General features: G+C 69.1%; 2 protein-coding genes. Both read left to right on the plus strand.

Annotated features, from left to right (window positions below):
• The coding region (locus ACWDA7_RS52225; protein ID WP_450615185.1) for a DUF6880 family protein at positions 1 to 449 on the plus strand (449 nt) is incomplete at its 5' end.
• A 229-nt stretch (positions 450 to 678) separates the two neighbouring features.
• Complete coding sequence (locus tag ACWDA7_RS52230; protein ID WP_450615187.1) at positions 679 to 2,130, plus strand: recombinase family protein; 1,452 nt, start codon at positions 679 to 681, stop codon at positions 2,128 to 2,130.
• Positions 2,131 to 2,229 lie beyond the last annotated feature (99 nt).

The following is a 2,229-nucleotide window of genomic DNA, read 5'->3' on the forward strand; positions in this document are numbered from 1 at the left end:
CCAGGACCGCCTCCGAACTGGAGAGCCCAGACACCGTCACATGGGCTCTTGACCTGCTCCGCACTCGCGTGGCCGAGAATCCCGCCTACGTCCGTGAGCTGATCAGCTGCCTGCGCGCAGCAGGACGATCAGAGGAGGCCTGGCAAACCGCTGTCGGCCATCTCGGCGAGTTGTCGAAGTACACCCTCCAGGAGCTCATCGAGGAGCGCCGCACGACCCATCCCGCCGACACGATCACCCCGTACCGGCGCCTGGTCGACCTCTACCTGGCCGAGACCGGCAACAAGTACCGCTACCAGTACGCCGTCCGACACCTCAAGACGCTCCGAACCATCCACCGCGAACAGGGCACCGAAGCGGAGTTCGCCGCGTACCTGACCATCTTGCGCGACGAGCACCGGCGCAAGACCAGCTTTCTGACCCGACTCGACCAGGCCGACCTAACCTGAGGTGACACCAGCCCAGGCCCCAGGCCACCGGAGGACATCCTGCCCGTCCTCACGGTTGGCCTGTGCGACCTGCGATGACGTCCCCGCATTCGGCCGTGTCAAGGGACCTGATGTCAAGCTTCCCCCGTCCCGGTGAACCAGGCGCCTCGGAACGCGTCCCGTGCTCCGGCACGCTCGGACACTGAACACGTCATCCGGCCCCAGCACAACCCTGCCGGAGGTGTCCGACATGGCCCCAAGAAGCATTCAACAACCCCTGCCCGCATCCGAACCGCCCGCCATTGCCGGGGACACCCACACCCTGGACCAGTGGATTGCCCGGCAGGCCATTGCGGCCACCGACAAGCCTGCGCCAACCGCTCTCCGCTTCGCCTTCTACGGCCGAGTCTCCACCGAGGACCACCAAGACCCCGCCACTTCCCGCGCCTGGCAGCTTCTTCGTGCGCAGGCGCTCACCTCCGGGTACGGGCGCATCACCGCCGAGTACTTCGACATCGGCCGCAGTCGGACAGTGCCGTGGGCCCGCCGCCCCGAGGCCGGCGCCCTGCTCGCGGCGCTCACCGACCCCGACCGCAACTTCGACGCGATCGTCATCGGCTCCAGCGAGCGCGCCTTCTACGGAAACCAGTTCACTGTCATGTCCCCGCTCTTCGAGCACTACGGCGTCACCGTGTGGATCCCGGAACTGGGCGGCGCCGCCGACAGCCACAGTCTCGGCGACGAGGAGCTCATGGTCCTGCTGGGCATCCTCGCGAAACGCGAGGTCGCTCGCGCGCGCATCCGTGCCCACACCGCCATGACCGTCCAGGCCCGCGACCAGGGCCGCTACCTCGGCGGGCGCCCGCCCTACGGCTACCGACTCATTGACGCCGGACCCCACCCCAACCGCGCCCTGGCCCGCCGCGGCGTGCGCATCCACCGCCTCGACCCCGACCCCTGCACCGGTCCCATCGTCACCTGGATCTTCCACCAGCGCCTCGCCGGCCGCAGCACCGCCCGCCTTGCACGAGCCCTCAACGATGCCGCGATCCCCAACCCCTCCGCCACCGACCCCGCCCGCAACCCCCACCGCACCGGCACCCAGTGGACCGCCACCACGGTTCGGGCTATCCTCGCCAACCCCCGCTACACCGGCCGCCAGGTCTGGAACCGCCAGCGCACCGACCACGTGCTCCTCGATCCGGACAACACCACGCTGGGCACCCGCGACATCATGCGCTGGAACGCCCCCGACCAGTGGGCTGTCTCCACTGCCCCCGCCCACCCCGCCCTCGTCAGCGAAGCCGACTTCACTGCCGCCCAGAACATCCGCACCGCGCGCCGTGCCACCCCGGGGCGCACCTACCAACTGTCAGGCATCCTGCACTGTGACCTCTGCAGTTGCCGCATGGAATCCTGCTGGTCGAACGGGCACCCCGCGTACCGCTGCCGCCACGGCCACACCACAGCCCAACAGCGCCAGCCCCACCGGCCTGGCAACGCCTTCGTCCGCGAAGACCGCATCCAGCCCCACCTCCCCGCACTCGCCCTCCGCCTCACCGCCACCCTCGGCCCACCACCGCCCGATGAAACGCAGATCCCCCAGCTGCTCCGTACTGCTGGAATCACTCTCAGCTACGACCCGCACTCCAAGACCCTGACCGCCGACACACCCACCAGAGAAAGGATCTTCATCGGCTGACACGCCCCCCGCCAGCAGAAAGGAGACCCCGATACGCCGAACGCCCGCCCCGGAGGCCAGGAACGGGCGACGATCTCTGCTGCCCGGAAACTGGGCAGC

The sequence above is a fragment of the Streptomyces sp. NPDC001156 genome (assembly GCF_053598275.1).

Bases quoted from the DNA above. Each gene is read 5' to 3' on its own strand.
- ACWDA7_RS52230 (WP_450615187.1), top strand. From the start codon at position 679: ATGGCCCCAAGAAGCATTCAACAACCCCTGCCCGCATCCGAACCGCCC.